The organism is Thermopolyspora sp. NPDC052614, from assembly GCF_040678635.1.
GTDB lineage: Bacteria > Actinomycetota > Actinomycetes > Streptosporangiales > Streptosporangiaceae > Thermopolyspora.
In genome coordinates this window covers 144,825-164,343 of the sequence record NZ_JBFATZ010000005.1, presented here as the reverse complement: position 1 = coordinate 164,343, position 19,519 = coordinate 144,825, and the positions used below count along the sequence as shown (strand labels likewise).

The following is a 19,519-nucleotide window of genomic DNA, read 5'->3' as shown; positions in this document are numbered from 1 at the left end:
CGCGTGGCGGGCGTGCGGTGGACCTACGCCGCCGCCGACGCCCCTACCCTCGACGGTTTCGACCTGCACGTACGGCCCGGCGAGACGGTCGTGCTGTGCGGGCCGAGCGGCTGCGGCAAGAGCACCGCGCTGCGGCTGCTGAACGGCCTCGTCCCGCACCTGCACAACGGCCGCCTCGACGGGACCACGCGGGTCGCCGGCCTGCGCACCGACGAGGCGACGCTGGACCTGCTCGGCCGCCACACCGGCACCGTGCTGCAGCATCCCCGGCGGCAGTTCTTCACCGACTCGGTCGAGGCCGAGCTCGCCTTCGCCTTGGAGAACTTCGGCGAGCCACCCGCGCGCCTGCGCGAGCGCGTCGCCGAGGTGATCGACGAGCACGGCCTCGCGCCGTACCTGGACCGGCGGCTGCCGGAGCTCTCCGGCGGCCAGCAGCAGCGGGTCGCCTGCGCGGCGGCGACCGTGCACCGGCCGCCGGTGCTGCTGCTCGACGAGCCCACCGCGAACCTCTCCGAGGCCGCGGCCGACCACCTCACCGACACCGTACGGCGGCTGCGCGCGGCCGGCGCCACCGTCGTCATCGCCGAGCACCGGCTGCACCGCCTGCACCGCGTCGCCGACCGCGTCATCCTGCTGCGCGACGGACGCGTCGACGCCGAGTGGACGGGCGCGGAGTTCGCCGCCCTCGGCGACGACGCCCTGCGGGCCATGGGCCTGCGCGGCATCGAACCGCCGGCGCGCCCCGCCCCCGACCCCGTGCCCGCGCACGGGCCGAGCGTCGATCACCGAGACGGCGACGGCGGCCGGGGCGCGGGCTCTCTGCCAGGGGCGGGGGAGGGGCTGGCCCTGCGCGGGGTGCGCTGCGCCTTTCGCGGGCGGCGGGTGCTCGACATCGCCGAGGCGTACCTGCCGGCGGGTGCGATCACCGCCGTCACCGGCCCCAACGGCGCCGGCAAGAGCACCCTCGCCCGGGTCGTCACCGGCCTGCGACGGCACGAGGGGGAGGTGCTGCTCGCCGGGCGGCGGCTCAACCGGGCCCGGCGGCTGCGGGAGAGCGCGATCGTCATGCAGGACGTGCAGCGGCAGCTCTTCACCGACAGCGTCGAAGCCGAGCTGTGGCTGGGCGCGGCGGCCGACGCGCCGATCGGGCCGCGTGCCCGCGCGCTCCTGGCCGACCTCGGCCTCGAATCCCTCGCCGCCAGGCATCCGCTGTCGCTGTCCGGCGGGCAGCAGCAGCGCCTCGTGGTCGCCGCGGCCCGGCTCAGCGGCCGTCGCGTCGTCGTCTTCGACGAGCCCAGCTCCGGCGTCGACCACCGCCACCTGCGCTCCATCACCCGGGTCATGCGTGACCTGGCGGACGCCGGCGCCGTGGTGCTGCTCATCAGCCACGACGCCGACCTGCTCGCCCTCGCCGCCGACCACGAGCTGCGGCTGCGCCCGCCGCCCGCCGGGTGAGATGGGCCACATTGACAACGATAATCGTTTTCATTCAGGCTGAGAGAGGAACGAGAGGATATGTGGCTACATGGCGCTCGAAATGCGACATGCCGGAGAGCCGAGTGGCATCGGCCGCGGCGCCGGCATGCCGCCCGGATCCCGTGAGGTGCCGGGTGAGCGAGCGATGGCTGCGGCGCCGCCTGGCCCGGGAGTCGGCGAGCCACCGGACCGTCTGCTTCCCGCACGCGGGCGGAGCGGCGAGCTTCTTCGCCCCCTGGGCGACGGCCGCGCCGCCCCAGACCGAGATCTGGGCCGTGCAGTACCCCGGCAGGGAGGACCGCCTCACCGAGCGGTGCGTCGGCGACATGGACACGCTGGCCGCCGCCGTGGCACGGCATCTGGTGCCGCTGGCGGATCGCCCGCTGGTCCTGTTCGGGCACAGCCTCGGCGCGCTGGTGGCCTACGAGACGGCGCGGACCCTCCACCGCGAGTACGGCGTCGCGCCCGCCCACCTGGTGGTGTCCGGCCGCCGCGCCCCCACCGAGCCCGCCGCGGGCGACATCCACCTGCGGCCGGACGAGGAGGTGGTGGCGGAGCTGGTACGGCTCGGCGGCACCGACCGCAGGCTGCTGCGCGACCCCGACGTCCGGGCGGTGTTCCTGCCCGCCATCCGGTCGGACTTCCGCCTCGCCGAGACCTACCGCCACCGCGCCGGAACCCTGCTGACCTGCCCGATCACGGCGGTCATCGGCACCGAGGACACCGAGGTCGACACCGAGCGGGCGCTCGGCTGGCGGCACACCACGACCGGGACGTTCGCACTGCGCCGCCTGCCCGGCGGCCACTTCTACCTGATACCGCAGCGGTCGGCGGTGCTCGGACTCCTCGCACCCGAGGCGGCCGACGCGATCCGGCCCTGAACCGCTCCGGCCCCGGCCCGTCGCCCGGCACCGGCCGGGGGCGGGGCGGGACGACGAGACATCACATCGCGCCGGACAGCTCCCTGGAACCCCGACCGATTCAGGGGCGTGGGGCGGGACGACGAGACATCACGTCGCGCCGGACAGCTCCCTGGAACCCCGACCGATTCAGGGGCGTGGGGCGAGACGACGACACATCACATCGCGCCGGACAGAGGGAAGAAAGGCAGTGACGGAGTGAAATCCCCCGCTGGTCACCGCGGCCGCCGCGTGCACCGGCTCCCGTTCCGCGCCGACCGGTTCGCCACCGCGGCGGCGCTCGCGAGCGCCGCCGCCGGGCCGTACATGGTCTATGAGAACGACGGCACCGTGTGCTGGGCCGAGGGCGCGAAGGCGACCGTGACCGCCCGAGGCGGCGGGGCGGTGCTCGACGTCGGCGGCGAACGACGCGAGTTCGAGCCGGGCTCATCGCCCCTCGACGCGGTCGGCGAAGCGCTGGACGCCCTGCCGTACTCCGGCTGGCGGGCGTACGGGTGGCTGTCGTTCGAGCTGAGCCACGCGCTGCACCTGCCCGAGCCGGTGCCGCCCGCGACCCCCGTCGCCCACCTGACCGTGCCCCGCTGGGAGATCCGGCTCGGCCCCGATGTCGCCGAGCTGCGCGCGGACGACGACGCCGGGCTGAACGCGCTGCGGGAACGGCTCGCCCGCGCGATCCGGGACGGCGCGGCGGGCCCGGCCCCGGAACGGGTCGCCGTCGACGCCGACGGCCACGACGCCGACGCGTACCGCAAGGCGGTCGGGGAGGCGCTGCGGGAGATCGGCGCGGGCCGGCTGGAGAAGGTCATCCTCTCCCGGACCGTCCCCGTCGACGGCGGGCTCGACCTGCCCGCGACCTACCTCGCCGGACGCCGCGGCAACAGCCCGGCCCGCTCCTTCCTGCTCCGCCTCGGCGGCTGGGAGGCGGCCGGTTTCAGCCCCGAGATCGTGGTCCGGGTGACCGCGGACGGGTGGGTGGCGACCCAGCCGCTCGCCGGCACCCGGGCGTTCGAGGGCGACGCCGCCGCCGACGCGGCACGCCGGCGGGAGCTCTACCGCGACGCCAAGGAGGTGTACGAGCACGCGATCTCGGTACGACTCGCGGCCGAGGAACTGGGGGAGGTGTGCGAGCCCGGCACGGTGCGGGTGCGGGACTTCATGTCGGTGAAGGAACGCGGCAGCGTGCAGCACCTGGCGTCGGAGCTGTCCGGGCGGCTCAGACCGGGCGCGGGCCCGTGGGACGCGCTCGCCCGCCTGTTCCCGGCGGTCACCGTGTCCGGGATCCCGAAGGCGGCGGCGTGCGAGCTGATCCGCAGGCACGAGGGCACCGACCGCGGCCTGTACGGCGGCGCGGTGCTCACCGCCGACGCCGACGGCACGATCGACGCCGCGCTGGTGCTGCGCACCGTGTTCCGGCGCGGCGGCCGGACCTGGCTGCGCGCGGGGGCGGGCATCGTGGCCCAGTCCAGCCCGGGGCGCGAGCTGGAGGAGACCCGCGAGAAGCTGCGCAGCGTCTCCCGGTTCCTCGTGCCGGCCGGCGGGGCGTCGTGAGCGGCCCGGCACCGCTGCGGGTCGTGGTCGCCGGCACCTCCTTCGGGCGGGTGTACGTGGACGCGGTGCGGTCGCGGCCGGACCGGTTCACGCTCGCCGGCCTGCTGACGCGCGGCGGCGAGTTCTCCCGGCGGTACGCGCGCACGCTCGGGGTGCCGCTGTACACGAGCGTCGCCGAGGTGCCCGGCGACGTGGACGTGGCCTGCGTGGTGGTCCGCTCGGGCGCCACCGGTGGGCCGGGCGCGGAACTCGCCCAGGGCCTGCTGCGCCGCGGCGTCCACGTGCTGCAGGAGCATCCGGTGCACGCGGCGGAGATCGAGTCGTGCCTGCGGGCGGCACGGGAGGGCGGCGCCGCGTACGCGGTGAACACGCTCTACCCGTACGTCCGGCCGATCCGGCGGTTCCTCGCCGCGGCGGCGGCTCTGCGCCGGCGCCTGCCGCTGCGGTTCATCGACGCGGCCTGCAACAGCCAGGTCGCCTATCCGCTGCTCGACGTGCTCGGCCGCGCGGCCGGACGGCTGCGCCCGTGGTCCTTCGGCGCGCCCCAGCCCGTGGACGCGGAACTGAGCGCGCTCGCCACGGTCCGGCAGCCGTTCGAGAGCCTGCACGCCGTGATCGGCGGGGTGCCGGTGACGCTGCGCGTACAGAATCAGGTGCATCCCGACGATCCCGACAACCACTCGCTGCTGCTGCACCGGATCTCGATCGGCGCCGAGGGAGGGGTGCTCACGCTCGCCGACACCCACGGCCCGGTGCTGTGGAACCCGCGCATGCACGCCCCCCGAGACGAAACCGGACGCCTGATCATGGACGGGCCCGGCACGGACCGGCTCGGCGTGCCGAGCACCGTGATCCTCGGCGAGGACCGCATGTGGACCTACCACCAGGTGTTCGCCGAGCTGTGGCCGGAGGCGGTCGCCGCCGCGCTGTGCGACCTCGCCCGCGACATCGAGCGGCCGTCCCGGCGCGCCCGCGCCGGCCAGTGGGCGCTCGGCGTCGCCCGAGCCTGGCACGACCTCACCGCCCGCATCGGGCTCCCCGAACTGATCACCCCTGACGAGCCGGAACCCGTGCCGACCGCCGAACTCGCGGCCGCCGCCCACGCCGCCCACCCCGCCCACGCCGCCCACGCCACCTGCGACCCCCGCTGAGCGCCGCGCGCCGACGCGGCGGCTCGCTCAGCCCGATCCCCCGACCCACGCCCGACAAGGAAGGGCGATCATGACAGCCACCAGATGCAGCCACGTGCTGCTCGCCGTACGGGACCTGCGCCAGGCGGTCCGCGACTACCGGCGGCTCGGCTTCACCGTCGACTACGCGACCGCGGAGCGCACCGCCCGGCACGCGCACGTCTGGTTCCCCAGCGGACCCATCATCGAACTGCTCTGCCCGCCGCGCCGTGCCGCCCTCTACACCTGGCCGATCGAGCTGCTCGCCGGACGCGGCGCCGGCCGCCGCATGGTCCGCTGGGCCCGCGAGGCCGAGGGATTCTGCGACGTCGCGGTCGTGGTCGACACGCCCGATCTGACCGGGCCGCTGGCCCGCCTGCGAGCCGCCGGGATCCCGACGGGCAGGCGGGTCCGCTGGACCAGGACCCGCCCGGACGGCGCCAAGACCCGCTTCCAGTTCGCCTACCCGCGCCACAACCGCCTCCCGTTCCTCGTCACCCCATACGACCCGCCGCAACATCCCGAGGTCACGCACCCCAACGGCGCATTCGCGCTCACCGCCGTGCACATGGGCGTCCGCGACGAGGACCGCGCCGCCTTCGACCTCATCACCGCCGGCGACCCCACCTTCCGGGTCGAGCCCGCGCCCGCCACCGCCGTCCTGGCGGTGGAAATCGCCGGGCTCCGCGCCGATCCGGACCCGGCCCTCACCCATGGTGCCCTGGTACGGCCTGCCGTCTTGCCTCATGGCCGCAGGGAAGGCGGGTGAGCGGCCGATGTCGTGGCGACAGATTGGCGACCTTAACGACCTTAACGACCTAGACGACCTGGACATGGCCCATCCCAAAGCGGCCCGATGGCCGCTGCCGGGGATGGCGAGCGCCGGACGCCGTTCGCCCCGGGCGCGGCGCCCGCCCGGCTCGGGTCCAGTGGCGGCACGGCCGCGGCGGCGTCCCCACGGCGACCGGCGGGCGGACGACGCGGACCTCGGTCGGCGCACACCGAGCCGCAGGAGACGACGGCGGACATCGCCACGGACGGGCGGCGCGATCCGCGCCTCGAACGCATCCCATAGCGATCCACGAGGAGGAAGCCGCGCATGAGCGCAGCCGAGATCATCTCTGAACTGCGAGGACTCGGCGTCGACCTGTGGGTGGACGCCGGGCGGCTCCGGTTTCGCGCGCCCCGGGGGCTGCTGACCGAAGAACGGCAGGCGGCGCTGCGCGCGGCCAAGGCGGAGATCGTCGCATTGCTCGCCCGGGAACGGGACGAGACCGCCCTCATCCCGGATGCCGCCGCACGCCACGAGCCGTTCCCGCTCACCGACGTGCAGACCGCCTACCTGCTGGGCCGCCGCGAGCCCTTCGGCTACGGCGGCGTGGCCTGCCACGGCTACCTCGAGGTGACCTACCCGCGCCTCGACCCGGCCCGGCTGGAGCACGCCTGGAATGTCCTGATCGAACGGCACGACATGCTGCGCGCCGTGATCGAGCAGGACGCCCGCCAGCGGGTGCTGCCGAGCGTGCCGAGGTACCGCGTGGCCGTCGCCGACCTGCTCGACGCCTCCGCCGGGCGGGTCGCGGCCCACCTGGACCAGGTGCGTGCCGAGCTCGGGCACCGCGTGTACCGGACCGACGAGTGGCCGCTGTTCGAACTGCGCGTCACCCGTACCGGCGACGGCGACGTGCTGCACATCTCGATCGACTCGCTCATCGCCGACTGGGCGAGCGCGGGCGTGCTGCTCGCCGAGCTCGACACGCTGCTCGCCGCCCCCGCCGCCGTGCTGCCGCCGCTCGACATCGGCTTTCGCGACTACCTGCTCGCCGAACGACGGATGCGTGAGACCGCCCGCTACCGGCGTGACCGGGATTACTGGTTCGGCCGGGTCGACGAACTGCCGCCCGCGCCCGAGCTGCCCGTCACCGCCGCCGCCCAGGACGGCCCGGCCCGGTTCCGCCGCCACCACACCCGCCTGAGCGCCGCGGACTGGTCCCGTCTCGCCGAGCGCGCCCGCGAGCACGGCGCCACCCCGGCCGCCGCGCTGATCGCCGCGTACGCGGCGGTGCTGCGCCGATGGAGCCGACACCCCGCCTTCACCGTGAACCTCACGTTGCTGAACCGGCTGCCGCTGCACCCCCAGGTCGATCGCCTGGTGGGGGACTTCACGTCGGTGAGCCTGCTCGCCGTCGAGCCCGGCGACGGCCGTACGCTCGGCGAGCGGGCGTCCCGGATCGCGGAGCGGCTGTTCGCCGACCTCGACCACCGGCTCTGCTCGGGCGTGGAGGTGATGCGGGAGATCGCCAGGCGGCGCGGGCGCGAGGCGGCGCTCATGCCGATCGTGTTCACCAGCGGCATCGGCGTCGGCCCCGGCGGCCGCCCGCCCGGCGGCGGACGCGCCGGGTACGGCATCACCCAGACTCCGCAGGTGTTCATCGACTGCCAGGTGACCGACGACGCCGACGGTCTCGAGGTCAACTGGGACGTGCGCGAGGGGATCTTCCCCGCCGGGCTCGTCGAGGACATGTTCGCGGCGATGCGGTCCCTGCTGACCGCGCTCGCCGACCCCGCCACCGACGCCGCCTGGCACGACCGGGAGCCGGTCCCGCTCCCGCGGTGGCAAACCGAGGAGCGTACGCGCGCCAACGCCACCGACGCACCCCTGCCGGATGGGCTGCTCCACCACGCCGTGCTCCGCCAGGCCGAGCGCACCCCCGACGCCCCGGCGGTGATCGGCCCGTCCGGCACGCTCGGCTACGACGAGCTGGTACGGCGGGCCGCCGCGGTCGCCGACGCGCTCCGCGCGGACGGCACGGCACCGGGCGAGCGGGTCGCGATCGTCATGGACAAGGGCGCCGAGCAGGTGATCGCGGTCCTCGGAGTGCTGCTCGCGGGCGCGGCGTACCTGCCGGTGGACACCGCCCAGCCGAGGCTGCGCCGGGAGCGGATGCTGCGTGACGGCGGTGCCGTGCGGGTGCTCACCCAGTCGTCGGTGTGCGCCGCGACCGAGTGGCCCGAGGGAACCCGCGCGATCCGCGTCGACGCCCTCCCTCCGGCGCCCGTACGCCCGGCGGTGGAACCGGGCGACCCCGGGGCCCTGGCGTACGTCATCTACACCTCCGGCTCCACCGGCCACCCGAAAGGCGTGATGATCAGCCATCGGGCGGCGCTGAACACCGTGGCGGACATCAACCGCCGGTTCGGCGTGACCGCCGCCGACCGCGTGCTCGGCGTGGCCCGGCTCGGCTTCGACCTGTCGGTCTACGACATCTTCGGGCCGCTGTCCGTCGGCGCCGCCCTCGTGCTGCCCGACCCCGCCCGCCGCGCCGACCCCTCGCACTGGGCTCACCTGATCGACGAGCACGGCGTGACCCTGTGGAACTCGGTCCCCGCCCAGCTCGGCATGCTCGCCGACTACCTGAAGGCGGAGGACCCGGGGCGGCGACCCGGCCTTGGCTCCCTGCGGCTGGGCCTGCTGTCCGGCGACTGGATCCCCGTCACCCTCCCGGCCCGCGTCCGGCCGCTCGCCCCCGGCATGTCGCCGGTCTCGCTGGGCGGCGCGACCGAGGCGGCGATCTGGTCGATCTACCACCCGATCGAGGACGTGAACCCGGCCTGGACGAGCATCCCGTACGGCAGGCCGCTCGCCAACCAGCGCTTCCACGTGCTCGACGCGGACCTGCGCGACGCACCCGTGTGGGTGCCCGGAGAGCTGTACATCGGCGGCGCCGGACTCGCCGAGGGCTACCTCGGCGACGCCGAACTGACCGCCGCCCGGTTCGTCACCCACCCCCGTTCCGGGGAGCGGCTCTACCGCACCGGCGACCTCGGCCGATACCTGCCGGGCGGCGAGATCGAGTTCCTCGGCCGCGAGGACGACCAGGTGAAGATCCGCGGCCACCGGATCGAACTGGGCGAGGTAGAGGCGGCGATGCTCGCCCACCCGGCGGTCGGCGCCGCCGCGGCCGTGGTCGCCGGCGACCCCCGCACCGACCCGGTCCTCCTCGGCTTCGCCGTGCCCGCCCGTACGGCCGGATACGACGGCCCATCCGACGATCCGAGCGCGACGGACCGTGGCGCGTCGGACCACGGTGCGGCGGATCGTGGAGCGGCGGATCGTGGCGCGTCGGACCACGGTGCGGCGGATCGTGGCGCGTCGGACCACGGTGCGGCGGATCGTGGCGCGTCGGACACCTCTGCGACGGACTGCGGCGCGTCGGACCGTGGCGCGACGGACCGGGAGAGCGCGGCGGTCGTGGCCGCGGTGCGGCGGTTCGCGGCCGAGCAGGCCGCAGGGCTGGACGCGGGCCGGGTCGCCGAGCACGTGCGCCTGCTGCACGACGCGTCCCTCGCGGCCATGGTGAACGTGCTGTGCGAGCGCGGGGCGTTCGACGCGGAGCCGGTCACCGCCGACGACGTGCCGCGTGCGGCGCGGGTGCACGACCGGCACCACTGGCTGGTACGGCGGTGGCTGGAGCTGCTCGCCGACGCGGGCCGGCTCGACCGCGACCCGGGCACGGGCGGCTACACGCTGCGCCGTCCCGCCGACCGGCGGACCGTCGAGGAGGCGTGGCGGCTGGTCGAGCGGCAGTGCGCGCACGGCATGTGCACCCCGGATTTCGTGCGCTACCACCTGGCCCACGTCGAGCGGCTCGACGCCTTGCTTGAGGACGAGCAGAACCCGTTCGACCTGCTGTTCCCGGAGGGCCGGATGGAGCTCGCCCACGCCGTGTACCGCGACGACGCCATCTCCCGCCACCTGAACGCCGTCGCGGCGGCCACGGTGCGCGAGATCGCGGCGGCGAGGGGCGGCGGTCGGCGGCTGCGGGTGCTGGAGGTCGGCGCGGGCACCGGCGCCGCGACCGCCGCCGTCCTGCCCGCGCTCGACGGGGCCGCCGCCGACTACCTGTTCACCGACGTCACACCGTTCTTCCTGGCGGAGGCGAAGGAGCGGTTCGGCGCGCGGCCATGGGTCCGGTTCGGGATGTTCGACCTCGACGGGGATCCGCGCGCCCAGGGGCTGACGCCGAACTCGTTCGACGTGGTGCTGGCGGCCGGGGTGCTGAACAGCGCCCGCGACCCCCGCCGCGCGGTGGCGACGGCCGCCGAGCTGCTGGCGCCCGGCGGCTGGCTGGTGTTCACCGAGCCGACCGCCGACCTGCCGCACATCCTGCTCACCCAGGGCTTCATGATGACCCCGGACGGCGGCGACCGGACGCGGGGCCGTACCACCCTGCTCTCCCGGCGGGAGTGGGCGGACGCGATCGCGGACGCGGGCGGCGAGACCGTGGTGTGCCTGCCCGCCGACGACGAGCCCCTGGCGGCCCACGGCATGCACGTGCTCGCGGCGCGCTTCGGGACCGACCGGCGGGACCTGCGCGCGGACGAGCTCGCCGCGTTCCTCGCCGAGCGGCTGCCCGCGCACATGATCCCCGCGCCGCTGCAGATCGTCGACGCGCTCCCCGTCACCGGCAACGGCAAGATCGACCGGAAGGTGCTGGCGAGCTGGCGGCCCGCCGCGCCCGCGTGGACGACCGCGTCCGAACCCGACGCCTCCTCCGACGACCTGACGGCGCGGCTCGGCCGGATGTGGGCGGACGCCCTCGGCCTGCCCCGGATCGGCCCGGACGAGAACCTCTACGACCACGGCGCGGACTCGCTGGTGCTCGCCCGGATGGCCGGGCGGCTGCGGGAGGAGGTGCCGGAGGCGTCCGGCGTCGCCTACGACACCCTGCTGCGGCAGATGCTCAACGAGCCCACCGTCGCCGCGCTCGCCCGCGCCCTCCGTGCACTCCGCGACCACGGCGACCACGGCGACTATGGCGACCACGGTGATGAGGTCGGCCCGGGCGGGCCCGCGTCGGCCGAGACGGGCACGGCCTCCGGGGCGCGGCGCGGCGCGTACGGCAACACCCTGCTGGTCCCCTTCGGCGGCGGCCCCGACGGCCCGGTCCGCGTACTGTTTCACGCCGCGCTCGGCACCATGGACTACTTCCAGTCGCTGGGGCGGGAGCTCGTGGCGCAGGACCTCGGCCCGGTGGTCGGCGTGGCCGTCGCCGACGCCGACGCGTACTGCGCGATCGAGCCGAAGCGGCTGATCGCCCGCGCCGCCGACGACTACGCCGAGTCCCTGATCGCCGACGGCCACACCCGGTTCCAGCTCGTCGGCTACTGCCTGGGCGGGCTGCTCGCCGTCGAGGTGGGGCGGCGGCTGCTGGAACGCGGAGTCGAGATCGCCGACCTCACCCTCGTCGACAGCATCCCGATGTTCGTCGAGACCGACGAGGAACTCGCCTACGAGTCGATCTTCGTGCCGAACCTCGGCCTCGACCCGGTGGCCGCCGTCTTCGGCGAGGAGGTGGACCCCGCAGACGTGTACCGGGCCATCGATCTCCTCATGGCCGAGCACGGTAACAGGGTTCCGGCGGGCGCGCTCGCCCGGCTGGGCGGCGACCTAGGCCTCGACGCGGTGGCCGCCGCGGTACGCGCGCGAAGTGCGCTCAGCCAGGGGGAACGGCTCGCCGCCTACGCCAGGGCCTCGGCCGAGCGGGCCGGCGTGCCGGTCGGCCCCGAACTCGTGCCCAGCCTGTTCCGGGTGTGCCGGCACAGCATGATGGCCTCCCGCTTCGACCCCGAGCCGTACGCCGGCGACATCACGTTCCTGCGCGCCACCGAGGCGCAGTCGTTCGGCATCACCGCGGGCGTCACCCACCTCACCGCGAACTTCTGGAAGGAGATCTGCCTCGGCGAGTTCCGCCTCGTGGACGTCGCAGGCAACCACTTCAGCGTGATCGAGCCGCCCCACCTGTCCACGGTGGCCGACCACCTGGCCGCCCCGCTGCGCCGGAGCCCGGCATGAGCGCCGCCCGCGCGCAACCGGCGACGGCCACCGAACCGGTGATCGGCCTGATCGGCGGGTACGGCGACGTCGGCGGCCACGCCGCCCGCTTCCTGCGCCGCCTGGGCGGTCACCGGCTGCGGGTCGGCGGGCGGGACCTCGCCGCGGCCCGGCGGTTCGTCCGCGATGAACTGCACGGCGAGGCGGAGGCCGTACCGGTGGACTGCCACGACGACGGCGCGCTGGACCGCTTCGCGGCGGGCTGCCACGTGCTCGTGAACTGCTCCGGCCCCTCCCGGTCGATCGCCGACCGCGCCGCCTGGGCCGCATCACGCGCGGGCGCGCACTACATCGACGCCGGAGGCGACGACGCGCTGCATCGCCTGCTCGGTCCGGACGCTACCGCCCGGGGCCGTGCCGTGGTGCTGTCGGCGGGCCTGCGACCCGGGCTGACCGGCCTGCTGCCCCGGTGGGCGGCGCACGCCTTCGACCAGGTGCGATCGCTCACCGCCTACCTGGCGGTGCTCGACCGCTTCACCCGGACCGCCGCCGACGACTACGTGCGCGGCGCCGACGACGGGGTGACCCGGCCGCTCGCCGCCTGGCGGGACGGCCCCCGCCCACGGACGCTCACCCGCAGGACCGGTGTCACGCTCCCGTTCCTCCCCGCCGAGGCCACCCTGCTCCCGTACCTCGACACCGAGGGAGTACGGCTCGCCGAGGCGCTGGGCCTGTCCCACGGCGACTGGCACACCGCGCTCGTCGGCGAGCACGTGCGCGTCGCGTTCGACCGGGTACACACCCTCGACCGGGAGCAGGCCGTCACCGCCCTATGCGAGGCCGCCCGCCTCGACGCCGCCGGGCGCACGCCGTTCGCCGTGTTCCTCGCCCAACTCGACGGCGTAGTGGACGGAACGCCGGCAAGCCGCACGGTCCTGTGCCGCGGACCGGGCAGCGGCGAACTCACCGGCGCGGTCACCGCGCTGTCCGCGGTGGCGGCGGCGCGCGGGGAGGTCCCACCGGGCCGCCACTTCGCCGCAGACGTGCTCGACCCGGTTACCACGATCAACCGGCTTCGCGCCGGTCCCGTCCCGGTCACCCTGTCGCTGCTCGACACCACGATCGACCGCCTGTCCCTGGTCGAGGAGGGTGTGCTGTGACGTCGTGGCTCACAGGCGCGGACATCGCGCAGCCCGGCCTGCGGGAGGCGGTGGCGCAGGCGCATCACGCCGGTCTCGCCGCCGTGCTCAGACCCCCGGAGACGTTCCCCCGTGCGCTGTGCCCGCTGGAGCGCGTCGGCCTGCGGGCGATCCGGGCGCTGCTCGCGGCCGAGGGCGCGCTGCCGCCAGGTGGACCGGCGAAGGCGGCCGAGGAGGTCGTCGTCGAGGAGGGTGTGCTGTGACGTCGTGGCTCACGGGTGCGGATATCGCGTCGCCTGGTCTGCGGGACGTGGTTGCGCAGGCGCATCACGCCGGTCTCGCCGCCGTGCGCGGACCCGACCCGGAGATGTTCCCTCGGGCGCTGCGTCGGCTGGAGGGCGTCAGCCTGCGGGCGATCCGGGCGCTGCTCGCGGCCGAGGGCGCGCTGCCGCCAGGTGGACCGGCGAAGACGGCCGAGGAGGTCGCCGCCGCGCTGCGCGCCGCTCCCCGGCACGTCTGGCTGGTCGGCCGATGGCTCACTGCTCTCGAAGCGGAGGGCGCGCTCGCCCGGAAGGGTGAGCGCTACCTGCCTCCTCGCGTACCGGACGACGGGCCGGAGGATGCCGAAAGCGCCGATGGCATGGGGAGGCGCTGCCCGCCTTCCGATATGCGGGGCGACAGGTCGGGGGAGGCGGGAGGCGTGGGTGTGTGTCGCCCGGCCTCCGATGTGCCGGATGACAGGCCAGGTCATGCGGAAGACGAAGGGGCGCGCTACCGGGCACTTGGCGTGTCGGCCGCCGGGGCGAGGAATGCCGAGGGCGTCGACATGCCGCGTCGCGCGGCTCCCGTCGTGTCGGGCGACGTGGCGTCGGAGGGCGCGGGTGACGTGGGTGCGCTGCTTCGCGACGGATACGCGGCCCTCGGGTTCCCGCCCCTGATGGCGCGCTTCCACGCGGAGGCGCTCGCGCGGCTCGGCGAGCTGGTCCGTGACGAGGTGACCGTTCAGCAGTTGCTGTTCCGCGACGGGGACGTGCTCGGCGCGCTCGCCGCCTATCAGGACAACGTCTTCACCGACTACCTGAACGCGGCCTGCGGTCGTTTGCTGCGCCGACTGGCGGAGCGCGGACCCGCGCCGCCGCGCATCGTTGAGCTGGGCGGAGGCGGCGGGGCCGCCACGGCCGCCGTGCTGCGGGCGCTGGATGGAGTCCCGACCGACTACGTGTTCACCGACGTCTCACGGGCCTTCACCACCGCGGCCCGGGAGCGTTTCGGCGACCGGCTGTCCTACCGCCTGCTCGACATCAACGCCAACCTGGCCGCGTGGGCGATGACGCCCGGAAATGCCGACGTGGTGCTCGCGGCGAACGTGCTGCACAACGCCGTCAACATCGGCCGCACCCTCGGCCGCATTCGCCGTCTCCTGCGCCCTGGCGGGGCGCTGGTGTTTACCGAGTCCATCCGGGAGAACCACGTGATCCTCACCTCGATGCAGTTTCTGCTGTCCGCCCCGCCAGGCCGTACCCGGCCGGGGGAGGCCGACCGGCGCGCCGCCCGCGGCGAGGTCTTCCTCGATTCGGACGGCTGGTACCGGGAACTCGCTGCGGCCGGATTCACCCCGGTTTGCGCGCTTCCCGACGCCGACGATCCGCTCGCCGCCGCGGGCCAGCACCTGTTCTGGGCCGATGCCCGCTGACCGGGCGGCGGGACGAGTGGGGCCGGGGCTTCCCGGCGGCCGGGGCGGCCCGCTCGTACGGCGGTGCCCGCCCGAGCGGGCGAGCGATGGAGAGCCCGAGTGGGTGGGCGGTGGAGAGCCCGAGTGGGTGGGCGGTGGAGAGCCCGAGTGGGTGGGCGGTGGAGAGCCCGAGTGGGTGGGCGATGGAGAGCCCAAGCGGGCGAGCGATGGAGAGGAGGTGGCGGCGATGAGCCCTGCCCAGGACGTGGCCGCCTTGACGCGGGCCGCGTCGGACGCCGCCGACCGTGCGCTCGCGGACGTTGACCTCGACCGTGCCGTGGCCGCGATCGAACGGCTCGGCCGGGTGGCGCTGGCGTCGATGCTTGACGCGCTGCGCCGCCGCGGCCTGTTCACCGCGCCCGGGGATCGGCACACGGTCCAGGAGGTCCTCACCCGGGCGCATGTCGTGCCCGAGCACCGCGGCCTGATACGCCGCTGGCTGACCGTGCTCACCCGGGAGGGGCTGCTCGCCGAGGACGGCGGTTGGCTGTGCGCCACGCCGGGCGCGGCCGAGGCGACCGGGCCGGCGCTTGACCGGGCGTGGGCCTGGATTGGAACCGAGTGGCGGGCGGCGATGGGCGCCGCGCTCACCATCGAGTACGCCCGCCGCAACGCCGAGCGGCTGCCGGACCTGATGACCGGCGCGGTGCCCGCGTTCATGCTGTTGTTCCCCGAGGGCGGCATGCGCCTCGCCCGAGCCCTCTACCGGGAGAGCGTCACCGCCCGCTACCAGCATGGCGCGGTGGCCGCCCTGGTCGCCGAGATCGCCCGGCGGCGGCGTCCGGAGCAGGGGCCGGAGCGGCGTCCGGAGCAGGGGCCGGAGCGGCGTCCGGAGCGGGGGCCGGAGGGGCGTCCGGAGCGGGGGCCGGAGGGGCGTCCGGAGCGGGGTCCGGAGCGGGGGCCGGAGGGGCGTCCGGAGCGGGGGCCGGAGGGGCGTCCGGAGCGGGGTCCGGAGCGGGGGCCGGAGGGGCGTCCGGTGCAGGGGTCGGAGCGGGGGCCGGTGCGGATCCTGGAGGTCGGCGCTGGTACCGGGGCGACGACGGAGGCCGTGTTGCCCGCCCTCGACGGCGTCGCCGCCGACTATCTCTACACGGACGTCTCGCGCTACTTCCTCGACCGGGCCCGGGAACGGCTGCGCGACCGCGCCTGGGTGCGCTTCGCCCGCCTCGACATCGACGCCGACCCCGGGCCCCAGGGGTACGCGCCGGGCTCCTTCGACGTCGTGGTCGGCGGCGGCGTGCTGAACGCGGCGCGCGACACCGACGCCTCGGTCCGGTGGCTCGCCGGGCTGCTCGCGCCCGGCGGCTGGCTGGTGCTGAGCGAGCCCACCGTCGAGGAGTACTGGGTGATGACCTCGCTGGCCTTCATGATGGCCGACCCCGGCGACGGCCGGGCCGAGACGGGGGCGACCTTCCTCACGCTCGACCAGTGGCACGCGGTCCTCGACCGTGCCGGGCTGCGGCGGGCCGTGACGCTTCCCGGCGCGGGCCATCCACTGGAGCGGCTCGGGCACCGTGTGTTCGCCGCCACGACCGGCGACGGCCCCGGCGCCGTTTCGCCCGACCTCGCGCAACTGTGACACGAAGGGCTGTGCAATGTGTGGCATCGCTGGATGGGTGGCGTTCGACGCCGACCTGACCGCACGCACCGACGTCATCGAGCGGATGACCGCGACCATGACCGCGCGCGGGCCGGACGAGGGCGGCGTGTTCGTCCGCCGTCATGCGGCGCTCGGGCACCGGCGGCTCGCCGTACTCGACCTGCCGGGAGGACGGCAGCCGATGACGGCCGAGACCCCGCAGGGGACCGTCGCGCTGGTCTACTCCGGGGAGACCTACAACTACCGTGAGCTGCGGGTCGAGCTGCGGCGGTGCGGCCACCGGTTCCGCACCGACGGCGACACCGAGGTGGTGCTGCGCGGCTACCTCGAATGGGGCGACGCCGTCGCCGAGCGCCTCAACGGCATGTACGCGTTCGCCGTCTGGGACGAACGGACGCAGACGCTGCTGCTGGTCAGGGACCGCATGGGGGTCAAGCCGCTCTACCACCACCGCACCCCCGACGGAGTGATCTTCGGCTCCGAGCCGAAGGCGATCCTGGCGAACCCCGCCTTCCGGCGGGTCGTCGACACCGGCTGCCTGCGCGAGCTGGTCGGCTTCACCAAGGCGCCCGGCTGGTCGCTGTGGAAGGACATGTACGAGGTCGAGCCCGGCACCGTGGTCACGGTGGACCGGGACGGCGTACGGCGCCGCGACTACTGGCGCCTGGAGCCCCGGCCGCACGCCGACGACGCCGACGCCACCGCCGGCAGGGTGGGCGAGCTGCTCGCCGACATCGTCCCCCGCCAGATGGTCGCCGACGTGCCGCAGTGCGTGCTGCTCTCCGGCGGCCTCGACTCCAGCGTGGTCACCGCGCTCGCCGCCGTCGAGATGCGCGGCCGGGGCGAGAAGGCGCGCACGTTCTCCGTCGACTTCGCCGGGCTGGAGGAGTCGTTCCGGCCCGACGAGTTCCGCGAGGCGCCCGACTCGCCGTTCGTCCGGGACGTGGTCGCGCACGTCGGCACCGAGCATCGCGACGTGCTGCTCGACTCCCGGGAGCTCGCCGACCCCGCGCTGCGCCGGGCCGTGGTCTCCGCCCGCGACATGCCGATCGGCCTCGGCGACATCGACTCGTCGATGTACCTGCTGTTCCGGGCGATCCGCGCCGAGTCGACGGTGGCGCTGTCCGGCGAGTTCGCCGACGAGCTGTTCGGCGGCTACATCTGGTTCCACCACCCGGCGGCGCGGGACGCCGACACCTTCCCCTGGCTGGCGTTCCAGAACACCTACACCGCCGACCGCACCGACCTGCTGCGCCCGGAACTGCGCCGCGCCCTCGACATCACCGCGTACGTCGCCGACGAGTACGCGACGGCCGTGGCCCGGGTCGAGTGCCCGCCGGACGAGAACCCCTTCGAGCGCCGCATGCGCGTCATCGGCCACCTGCACCTGACCCGGCTGGTGCGGGCGATGCTCGACCGCAAGGACCGCATGTCCATGGCCGTCGGCCTGGAGGTGCGGGTGCCGTTCGCCGACCACCGGCTCGTCGAGTACGTCTACAACACCCCCTGGTCGCTGAAGACCCTGGACGGCCGGGAGAAGGGCCTGCTGCTGCGGGCCGCCGGCCACCTGCTGCCCCGCTCGGTCACCGAGCGGCGCAAGTCCCCCTACCCGTCCACCCAGGACGACGGCTATGCCGCGGCGCTGCAGCGGCAGGCGCGCGACGTGCTCGCCGAGGCCGGCCACCCGACCTTCGAGATCGTCGACCCGGCCTGGGTGCACGACATCGTCCGGCGCGACCCGGCGACGGTGACCGGGGCGACCCGGACCGGCCTGGAACGCGTCCTCGACCTCTACCACTGGCTCGACATCTACCGCCCCGAGCTGCGGCTCGGCTGAGCCGCCGACGCCGGGCCGTACCGGACGGCCCGCACGGCCCGCACGGAAGGAGCCCTCATGTCACCGACGTCCGAACCGCTCACGCTCGACGACGACTTCATCCAGAACGCCCACGAGATCGCCGCGTCGATCCGGGAGGCCACCCCCGTCCGCTTCGTCGTGCTGCCCGGAGGCCTGCCCGTGTGGCTGGTCACCGGGTACGAGGAGGCCCGCGCGGCGATGACCGACCCGCGGCTGAGCAGCCACCGCGTCTTCGACCGGCTGGAGCGGCTGCGCCTGGGCGAGGGCGAGCCGAGCCGGTTCTCCGAGGACCTGGCGCTCAACCTGCTCAACCTCGACCCACCCGACCACACCCGGCTGCGTCGGCTCGTCACGAAGGTGTTCACCGCGGGCGCCGTCGCCCGGCTGCGCCCCCGCGTCGAGCACATCGCCGACGAGCTGCTCGACGCGATGGCCGGCCGCGACGAGGTGGACCTGCTGCACGAGTACGCCTACCCGCTGCCGATCCGGGTCATCTGCGAGTTGCTCGGCATCCCGTACGAGGACCGGGACGAGTTCATCGCCTGGTCGCACACGATGGTCTCGCTCACCACCCCCGACGAGATCGGGGCGGCGTCCATGAAGATGGCCGACTACCTCGGCCGGCTCGTGGAGGTCAAACGGGCCGAGCCCGCCGCCGACCTCCTTACCGAGCTGGTGCGGGTCTCCGACGGCGGCACCGGGTTCTCCCGCCCCGAGCTGATCTCGACCGTGCTCGTGCTGCTCACCGGCGGCTTCGAGACCACCGTGAACCTCATCAGCAGCGGCATGCGCGCCCTGCTGGCCCACCCCGACCAGCTCGCCCTGCTGCGCGCCGACCGCACGCTGCTGCCGCAGGCGATCGAGGAGCTGCTGCGGTACGAGACGCCGAACAACCTGTCCTCGCCGCGCTACACCACCGAGCCGGTCGAGCTCGGCGGCGTGACGATCCCGGCCGGTCAGTTCGTGATGGTCTCCTGGCTCGCCGCCAACCGCGACGGCTCCCGGTTCCCCGACCCCGAGCGGCTGGACATCACCCGGCCGGTCGGCGGGCACCTCGCCTTCGGCCACGGCATCCACTACTGCGTCGGGGCGCCGCTCGCCCGGCTCGAAGGCGAGATCGCGTTCGGCAGGCTGCTCGACCGCTTCGCGCACATCGAGCCGGTCGCCGAGGCCGAGCGGCCGCGCTGGCGGTACAGCACCTCCATGCACGGGCTGGAGTCCCTGGTGCTGAGGATGCGGTGA

Annotated in this window: 13 protein-coding genes and 1 pseudogene; all 14 read left to right on the top strand. The window is 74.9% G+C overall.

All coding sequences use genetic code 11. The features are described 5' to 3' along the window. Window positions 1-3 precede the first annotated feature (3 nt). Window positions 4-1,455: an ABC transporter ATP-binding protein gene (locus tag AB0K60_RS12850; RefSeq protein ID WP_364052493.1), complete on the top strand. Its 1,452-nt coding sequence runs from the start codon at window positions 4-6 to the stop codon at window positions 1,453-1,455. 155 nt (window positions 1,456-1,610) lie between these two features. Continuing rightward, window positions 1,611-2,357, top strand: a complete 747-nt coding sequence (locus AB0K60_RS12845) for an alpha/beta fold hydrolase (RefSeq protein ID WP_364052490.1) — start codon at window positions 1,611-1,613, stop codon at window positions 2,355-2,357. A gap of 237 nt (window positions 2,358-2,594) precedes the next feature. Then, complete coding sequence (locus AB0K60_RS12840; protein WP_364052487.1) at window positions 2,595-3,944, top strand: salicylate synthase; 1,350 nt, start codon at window positions 2,595-2,597, stop codon at window positions 3,942-3,944. Then, on the top strand, window positions 3,941-5,095 hold the full coding sequence (locus AB0K60_RS12835; RefSeq protein ID WP_364052484.1) for a Gfo/Idh/MocA family oxidoreductase: 1,155 nt from the start codon (window positions 3,941-3,943) through the stop codon (window positions 5,093-5,095). Before AB0K60_RS12840 ends, AB0K60_RS12835 begins: the two co-directional genes overlap by 4 nt. Before the next feature lie 70 nt (window positions 5,096-5,165). Next, window positions 5,166-5,882 (top strand): VOC family protein, encoded by a 717-nt coding sequence (locus tag AB0K60_RS12830; RefSeq protein ID WP_364052481.1) that lies wholly within the window; start codon window positions 5,166-5,168, stop codon window positions 5,880-5,882. Window positions 5,883-6,212: 330 nt separating this feature from the next. Next, window positions 6,213-9,014, top strand: a pseudogene (locus tag AB0K60_RS12825) (amino acid adenylation domain-containing protein); the annotation flags it as partial. Between the two features lie 169 nt (window positions 9,015-9,183). Beyond that, a complete protein-coding gene (locus AB0K60_RS12820; protein WP_364053472.1) occupies window positions 9,184-9,474 on the top strand; it encodes a hypothetical protein in 291 nt (96 codons plus the stop codon). Continuing rightward, window positions 9,468-11,969, top strand: a complete 2,502-nt coding sequence (locus tag AB0K60_RS12815; RefSeq protein ID WP_364053469.1) for a methyltransferase — start codon at window positions 9,468-9,470, stop codon at window positions 11,967-11,969. The genes AB0K60_RS12820 and AB0K60_RS12815 overlap by 7 nt, the downstream gene beginning before the upstream one ends. Continuing rightward, entirely contained in the window at window positions 11,966-13,108 is a 1,143-nt protein-coding gene (locus tag AB0K60_RS12810; RefSeq protein WP_364052478.1) for a saccharopine dehydrogenase NADP-binding domain-containing protein, read from the top strand. Before AB0K60_RS12815 ends, AB0K60_RS12810 begins: the two co-directional genes overlap by 4 nt. Then, complete coding sequence (locus tag AB0K60_RS12805) at window positions 13,105-13,350, top strand: hypothetical protein (RefSeq protein WP_364052475.1); 246 nt, start codon at window positions 13,105-13,107, stop codon at window positions 13,348-13,350. The genes AB0K60_RS12810 and AB0K60_RS12805 overlap by 4 nt, the downstream gene beginning before the upstream one ends. Window positions 13,351-13,397: 47 nt before the next feature. Next, complete coding sequence (locus AB0K60_RS12800; protein ID WP_364052472.1) at window positions 13,398-14,780, top strand: class I SAM-dependent methyltransferase; 1,383 nt, start codon at window positions 13,398-13,400, stop codon at window positions 14,778-14,780. After that, on the top strand, window positions 14,770-16,398 hold the full coding sequence (locus AB0K60_RS12795; protein WP_364052470.1) for a methyltransferase: 1,629 nt from the start codon (window positions 14,770-14,772) through the stop codon (window positions 16,396-16,398). The genes AB0K60_RS12800 and AB0K60_RS12795 overlap by 11 nt, the downstream gene beginning before the upstream one ends. Before the next feature lie 16 nt (window positions 16,399-16,414). Next, window positions 16,415-18,256, top strand: coding sequence for an asparagine synthase (glutamine-hydrolyzing) (asnB, locus tag AB0K60_RS12790; protein WP_364052467.1), 1,842 nt, complete (start codon window positions 16,415-16,417; stop codon window positions 18,254-18,256). A gap of 57 nt (window positions 18,257-18,313) precedes the next feature. After that, window positions 18,314-19,519 carry a cytochrome P450 gene (locus AB0K60_RS12785; RefSeq protein WP_364052464.1) on the top strand — a complete coding sequence of 402 codons (1,206 nt, stop codon included), beginning with the start codon at window positions 18,314-18,316 and terminating at the stop codon, window positions 19,517-19,519.